Origin of the sequence: uncultured Campylobacter sp. (genome assembly GCF_937997595.1) — a bacterium.
Taxonomy (GTDB): Bacteria; Campylobacterota; Campylobacteria; order Campylobacterales; family Campylobacteraceae; genus Campylobacter_B.
Genome location: NZ_CALKTS010000127.1, coordinates 1 through 6,707 on the forward strand (window position 1 = coordinate 1; position 6,707 = coordinate 6,707).

Consider the following 6,707-nt stretch of genomic DNA (forward strand, 5'->3'; position numbering starts at 1 on the left):
CTTCCGCCGCCGTCCTTGCCGCGGCAAACTTTATAATTGATAGAGCCGTCTTGCAGGCTTTGCGTGAGGCAACGGCGCTCGCCCGTGTCGCTGCCGCCAAAGATCGGCTTGCCGTCTAGGATTTGGCCGAGAAGCCCGCGGTAGTGCTCGGCGCCGAAGAATTTTTTATTGAAAACGAGCTCGTCGTCGCACGCGCCGTTCATGCAAATTTTATCGCCTTTTAAAACCAGGCTTAGCACGCTGATGCCGCTTGCGTAAATTTGAACCTCGGTTTGGTTTTTAAATTTACGCATAAAGCCCGCGTCGCTGGTGCGAGTAAGCGGCGAAATGACGGTGAAATTTACAGCTTGCGTAGAAGCGGGCTTGAGTGCAGTGGTAGCGCAGCCTGCGAGCAGAAGCGAAAGTGCAAGCGGCGCCAGAAAAGAGCATTTCATAAATAATCCTTAATTTAAGTTGGGTTTAAGTGCGTCTTGAGTAGAATACCGCCTTTAATCTTAATACCAGATTAAGTGGCCCCTTCGTCTAACGGTTAGGACATCGCCCTTTCACGGCGGTAAAACGAGTTCGAATCTCGTAGGGGTCGCCACTTCTAGTTTTAAAATTTTTTGACGCAAATCTTAGCTTTATAAAATTCTAAAATTTTATCTAATTTCTAAATTTCAAAATTATGCACTTTTGCTGCTTCCTGCGCTACAAAATTCCAAGACTGCAATAAAAATTCTACCTGATAATTTTAAAATTTATCCCCGCCGAATTTACGTAATAAATTTTATGCGGACATATGGAACTTAATGAAATAAAACTCGCAAATTTAGCTCTTTCTAAAAAAAATTCGCTAAATTTATTGAATGCAAAATTTTAAAGAATATGTAAATGAAATTCTAAAAAATCATCCTGGCGAGCGCGTCGCGAGCTTTAGTTTCGAGGGTGAGAAATACTGGCTAAAGCAGCCGGAACTGCGCATCCGCGGTGGATTGCTTACGAAAATATTTAAAGCAAATCCGAAAGCCTCTTTCGATTACGAAGCGCTAAAATGCGAGAGCTTGTACGCAGCCGGCGCGCCTGTGCCGCAGCTGGTGCTGCGAGACGAGAACTTTTTCGTACTCAAAGACGGCGGCACGCCGGTGGACGAGGTGCTAAAAAGCTCGGATGAGGCATCTTGCGTGGCGCTCATTCAGGGCTACGCTGCGGCGTTAGCACATCTACATTCGCGCGGCTTCATACACGGCAGACCCGCGCTGCGCGACGTTTTAGTAAAAAACGGCGAGATGAAATTTATAGATTTTGAAAATCGCGGCGAGCGCGGTGATCTGCAAAAAGCCAAAATGCGAGATTTTTTGCTGTTTGTTTATGATCTGTGTCGTGAAGGGCTGAGCGAAGGCTTGGTGCGCGCAGGCATTCGCACCTACGCCTCAAGCGGCGGGCAGGATGTAGTGCAAAGTGCGTGGGCTACGGTACTTGCGCTGCGTCCGATATATTTTATCGCTAGGCTTTTGCCGCAAAAATTTAAGGATCTAAACGCGCTCGTGCGCACATTTGAGCTCTGCCTAAAAATAATTGAGAAAAACGATGGTCAAACAAAGTAAATTCGCTAAATTTAAGCTAGTGATTATACTTGCCTATATGTCGGCTCTGGCGCCCTTGTCTACCGATATGTATCTGCCTGCGCTGGAAAAGGTAAAGGCAAGCTTTGCTACGAGCGAGTTTTACACGCAGTTATCGGTTGCGAGCTTTTTCATCGCTTTTGCGCTAGGACAGCTCGTTTATGGGCCGCTAAGCGATAAATTTGGTCGTAAAAAGCCGTTATACGCGGGCATTTTGCTTTTTATATGTGCATCGCTTGCCTGCGTGAGCTTTGATAGCGTTTATGCGTTTATATTTTTTAGGTTTTTGCAAGCTTTGGGCGGGTGCGCGGGAGTGGTACTTGCGAGAGCTGTTATTAATGACAAATTTGAGTTGCACGAGGCTGCGGCGATGTTTGCGCTGATGATGGTCGTAGGCTCGCTAGCGCCGATGCTAGCACCAACTTTAGGTGGATTTGTGCTAGATTTTTTCTCATGGCAAGCGATTTTTGCGATTTTGTTTGCGCTTGGAATTTTGCTTTTTGCATTTATATTTTTTGGACTCGACGAGAGCGCGCAGATAGACGAGACTGTTACACTTAGCGTAAAAGGCGTGCTTGGCGAATACGGCATAATCTTGCGAAATAAGGAATTTATGCGCTATACGCTAGGATTTGCAGTTGCGATGAGCGCGCTTTTTGCTTATATCACGGGCTCTAGCTTTATATTTTTGGGCTATTATGGGCTGGGCGAGCATGCCTTCGGCGCAGTATTCGGCATAAACGCTCTTGGAATGACTCTTGTTTCGGCACTAAATGCCAAACTCGTGCAAAATCGCGAACCCGCCGCTTTATTAAATTTCGGTCTAATAGCGATGCTCGTGATGAGCCTGATTCTGCTCGCATGCGCTATGCTTGGCCTTTCCTTCATCTGCTTTGAGGCTTCGCTTTTCGTATTGCTTTCATCGCTCGGCTTTGTCGCGCCTAACGCCACGACGCTTGCGATGGCGCTGTATAAGGACGGCAACTCTGGCGCAGCTTCGGCGGTACTGGGGACTGCGCAGTTTGCTATTGCCGGGGCTATTTCGTTTATCGTGGGTGCAGTGGGAGCGAATAAGCCGTTTTTGCTCGCAAGTGTGATGGCGATTTGTGCTCTTTGTGCGAACGCCGTGTATTTTTTATTGCGAGAAAAGAATCAAAAATTTTAATTTTAATATTTTTTAAATTTATCGTTAAGGATTGATTAGCTAAAATTAGCTCTCGTTCTTTCAGTGTAAGAAAGACAATTCGGTAAAAAGGAAACAAGCCAATGAGCGATATTATCGCATATAAACTTAACGGTGAAATTTACGATACTCAAAGTATCGGCGAGCACACAAGCGAGGCGCAGCCGATATATTTCGATAACTCCGAGGACGCGCTAAAGGTGATCCGCCACTCCTGTGCGCACCTTTTGGCGCAGGCGGTGCGCGAGCTATACCCGAGCGCTAAATTTTTCGTAGGACCCGCGATCGAGGATGGGTTTTACTACGACATCCGCGTCAGCAAAGATAACGGCGAAAAGCTCGGCGAAGAGGACTTAAAGACGATCGAAAAAAAGATGCGCGCGCTCGCCGAGGCAAATTTAGAGATTAAAAAGATAGCCTCCACAAAAGAGGCGGTCGCGAAAAAATATGCAAACGACGATCTTAAGCAGGAGGTTTTAAAGCGCATCCCCGAAGGCCCCGTAAGCCTATACGCGCAGGGCGAGTTTGAGGATATCTGCCGCGGACCGCATGTGCAAAATACGAAATTTTTGAAAAATTTTGCTCTTACGCGCATCGCGGGGGCGTATCTCGGCGGCGACGAGAAGCGCGAGATGCTAACTCGCATCTACGGCGTCGTATTTGCCGATAAAGATAGCCTTAAAAAACATCTTACGATGCTTGAAGAAGCTAAGAAGCGCGATCACCGAAAGCTCGGAGCCGAGATGAAATTTTTTACCTTTGACGAGCAGATCGGCGCAGGACTTCCGATCTGGCTTCCTGCCGGCACGAGGATGCGTATAAAGCTCGAGGAGCGCCTTTATAGGCAGCTTCGCAAGCGCGGCTACGAGCCGGTGCGCGGTCCTGAAATTTTAAAATCCGACGCGTGGAAGATCAGCGGACACTACAGCAATTACAAAGAAAATATGTATTTTACGACGATCGAGGAGCAAGAATACGGCATCAAGCCGATGAACTGCGTCGGTCATATCAAGGTTTATCAAAGCGAAATCCGCTCATATCGCGATCTGCCGCTTAAATTTTGCGAGTACGGCGTCGTGCACCGCCACGAAAAAAGCGGCGTCTTGCACGGACTTTTCCGCGTGCGCGAGTTCACGCAGGACGACGCGCATCTGTTTGTGATGCCAAGCCAGATCAAAGAAAACGTCTATGAAATTTTAGATTTTGTGGAGCTTTTGATGAAGGCTTTCGGCTTTGAATACGAGCTTGAAATTTCGACCAAACCGCAAAAGGCGGTCGGCGACGACGAGGTTTGGGATATCGCGACGAAGGCTTTAAAAGACGCGCTTGACGAAAAGGGCTTAAAATACGGCTTAGACGAGGGCGGCGGCGCTTTTTACGGACCTAAGATCGACATCAAAATCACCGACGCGCTCGGTCGAAAATGGCAGTGCGGCACGGTGCAGGTCGATTTTAACCTGCCTGCGCGCTTCGAGCTTGGCTATATCGACGAAAATAACGAAAAAAAGCAGCCCGTGATGCTGCATCGCGCGATTTTGGGAAGCTTCGAGCGGTTCGTGGGGATTTTGCTCGAGCACACCGCGGGCGAGCTTCCGTTTTGGATCTGTCCTACGCAGGTATCGATCGTGCCGATCGGTGAAGCGCACGCAGACTACGCGAAAGAAATTTTAAATTTGCTGCGTGAAGCAGACATTGACGGCGAAATTTTAGATAGAAACGAGACGTTAAATAAACGAATCAGAACGGCTGAAAAGCAGAAGGTGCCGCTCATCATCGTCCTAGGCGATAATGAAGTTTCGGCTCGCAGCGTGGCCTTGCGCGATCGCAGGGCGCGCGAACAGCGAAATTTAGGGCTGGATGAGTTTTTAAATTTCGTAAAAGCTAAATTAAACGAGGTGAATTTTTGAGCAGAGAGAAAGAGGTTTTTCTAAACGAGGACATTCCGGCTAGCGAAGTCAGGTGCATAGGCGACAACGGCGAGGTTTACGGCATAATTTCAAAGGCGCAGGCGTTGCAAATCGCCGAGCGAGAGGGCGTGGATCTGGTTTTGATAGCGCCCGATGCAAAGCCGCCCGTTTGCAAGGTCATGAACTATAGCAAATTTCGCTATCAGCAGGAAAAAAAGCTCAAAGAGGCGAAAAAAAAGCAAAAAATCATCGAGGTGAAAGAGATTAAGCTGTCCGCCAAAATCGCTCAAAACGACATTAATTACAAAGTAAAACACGCGAAAGAATTCCTTAGTAGCGGCAAACACGTCAAGCTTCGCGTATTTTTAAAAGGGCGCGAGATGTCGAGCCCGGAAATCGGCGTAAATTTGCTCAATAAAATTTGGGACGAATTTTTTGCAGAAGTTGCCGATCGCGATAAGGCGCCTGCGCTGGAGGGCCGCTACGTAAATATGCTGATCACGCCGAAAAAGGCGTAGCGTAAATTTAGCGGTATTTGCGCTGCATGCGGCAAAATTTTAAAATTTTGCGCTGTTTTCTCCGCGGCGCAGCGCGTAAATTTAAGCCGAATAGCGAAATTTTAAAATTTAATGCGGGCTAAGTTTATCTCTAAATTTAGCCCTTTAAATTTATATAGAATTTTCAGATTAAACGGAACCGCAAGCTAAACGCGCGGTAAAATTTAACTTTAAATTTATCTTGCGTTAATTTAAGCTATAAAATTCCTTAAATTCAAATTTTTCAAAGAAACTTTATTATATACTTCCCATTCACTTTAAAAAAAGGACGACCATGCCAAAGATGAAAAGCGTGCGCGGTGCCGTCAAGCGTTTTAAAGCGGGCAAAAACAAGATCAAAAGAGGCTCTGCGTTTCGCAGCCACATTTTGACGAAGATGTCTCAAAAACGCAAGAGGAATTTGCGCGAGGCCCAATACGTCGATTCTACGAACGTATCTGCGGTTAAAAAAATGCTTTGCAAATAGTGCGAAGTTAGTTTTTGACGAAAGTCATTCAAACTCCCCTAAATTTATGGATTTTAGGGCAAGATCCCCAAAGGGACGCCGATTAAGAAAGGATTAATATGGCAAGAGTAAAAACGGGCATCGTTAGACGCCGCCGTCACAACAAGGTGCTAAAGCTTGCGCGCGGATTTTATAGCGCAAGACGCAAACATTTCAGAAAGGCCAAAGAGCAGCTGGAGAGAAGCCTCGTTTACGCCTTCCGTGACAGACGCGCGAAAAAACGCGATTTCCGCAGACTTTGGATAGTGCGCATCAATGCAGCTTGCAGGCTAAACGACATCAGCTATTCTAAATTTATAAACGGACTTAGAAAAGCGGGCATCGAGCTTGATAGAAAAATTTTAGCAAATATGGCTATGAACGACGCCGAAGCTTTTGCAACCGTCGCAAAGAAAGCAAAAGCGGCATTAAAATAAGCTTTAAAATTTGGCCGCTCCAAGGCGGCTAAATTTTTAAATTTCGACAAAGCTTTTAATTTTAAAAGCGCGTCCGCAAATTTGTCGAAATTTAAGAATTTGGATAATTTTATTTGAGGCGGTGCAGAATGCTAAAGTCTTTGAAAAAAATCGTATCTCTTGCGCTTGTCGGTGCAGCAGGGTTCGGCTATGCGAGCGAGCAGAATTCCTGGGGCTATGCAAACGCGCAAAAATCACCTTCCAACAACACTTCCCGTTCCGATGTAATGAGCGCTGCGGATAGCTTGGGCGCGAAATTAAGCAGGCGCGACGCGGCTAGCGATAGCTCCGCGAGCGACGAGTATGAAAACTCATTTCGTATCAAGCTCGAGTATGCAAGAGGCTTTGCTAAAAAGGGTTCATATTCGGGCAGGCTTAATAATCAGCGCGTTATGATGCCTGCGTTTCGCTGGACGGGCAATAGCGGCGTAAATGCCGAGTTTTGGAACGGCATTACCAATATAGGCGGCGCGCTGGTTCCTTATGTGGCTTTCGG

7 protein-coding genes, 1 tRNA gene and 1 pseudogene are annotated in these 6,707 nt (G+C 46.8%); 8 read left to right on the forward strand and 1 reads right to left on the reverse strand.

What is annotated here, in order from left to right:
• The coding region (locus Q0614_RS04455) for a hypothetical protein (RefSeq protein ID WP_298786831.1) at positions 1-434 on the reverse strand (434 nt) is incomplete at its 3' end.
• 77 nt (positions 435-511) lie between these two features.
• Between Q0614_RS04455 and Q0614_RS04460 the strand changes: the two genes are divergently transcribed.
• The 8 genes and pseudogenes from Q0614_RS04460 to Q0614_RS04495 form a co-directional block, all read left to right on the forward strand.
• Positions 512-586, forward strand: a tRNA-Glu gene (locus Q0614_RS04460).
• 262 nt (positions 587-848) lie between these two features.
• Entirely contained in the window at positions 849-1,586 is a 738-nt protein-coding gene (locus Q0614_RS04465) for a spore coat protein (RefSeq protein ID WP_298786833.1), read from the forward strand.
• Positions 1,570-2,769, forward strand: a complete 1,200-nt coding sequence (locus tag Q0614_RS04470; RefSeq protein ID WP_298786835.1) for a multidrug effflux MFS transporter — start codon at positions 1,570-1,572, stop codon at positions 2,767-2,769. The genes Q0614_RS04465 and Q0614_RS04470 overlap by 17 nt, the downstream gene beginning before the upstream one ends.
• Positions 2,770-2,870: 101 nt before the next feature.
• The gene (gene thrS / locus Q0614_RS04475) at positions 2,871-4,694 is read left to right on the forward strand and encodes a threonine--tRNA ligase (protein WP_298786837.1); all 1,824 of its coding nucleotides are present in this window, start codon (positions 2,871-2,873) and stop codon (positions 4,692-4,694) included.
• Entirely contained in the window at positions 4,691-5,212 is a 522-nt protein-coding gene (gene infC / locus Q0614_RS04480) for a translation initiation factor IF-3 (protein WP_005871062.1), read from the forward strand. The genes thrS and infC overlap by 4 nt, the downstream gene beginning before the upstream one ends.
• 313 nt (positions 5,213-5,525) lie before the next feature.
• Entirely contained in the window at positions 5,526-5,717 is a 192-nt protein-coding gene (rpmI, locus tag Q0614_RS04485) for a 50S ribosomal protein L35 (protein ID WP_005871089.1), read from the forward strand.
• 98 nt (positions 5,718-5,815) lie between these two features.
• Positions 5,816-6,172, forward strand: coding sequence for a 50S ribosomal protein L20 (gene rplT / locus Q0614_RS04490; RefSeq protein ID WP_005871091.1), 357 nt, complete (start codon positions 5,816-5,818; stop codon positions 6,170-6,172).
• Between the two features lie 128 nt (positions 6,173-6,300).
• Positions 6,301-6,707, forward strand: a pseudogene (locus Q0614_RS04495) (autotransporter protein); the annotation flags it as partial.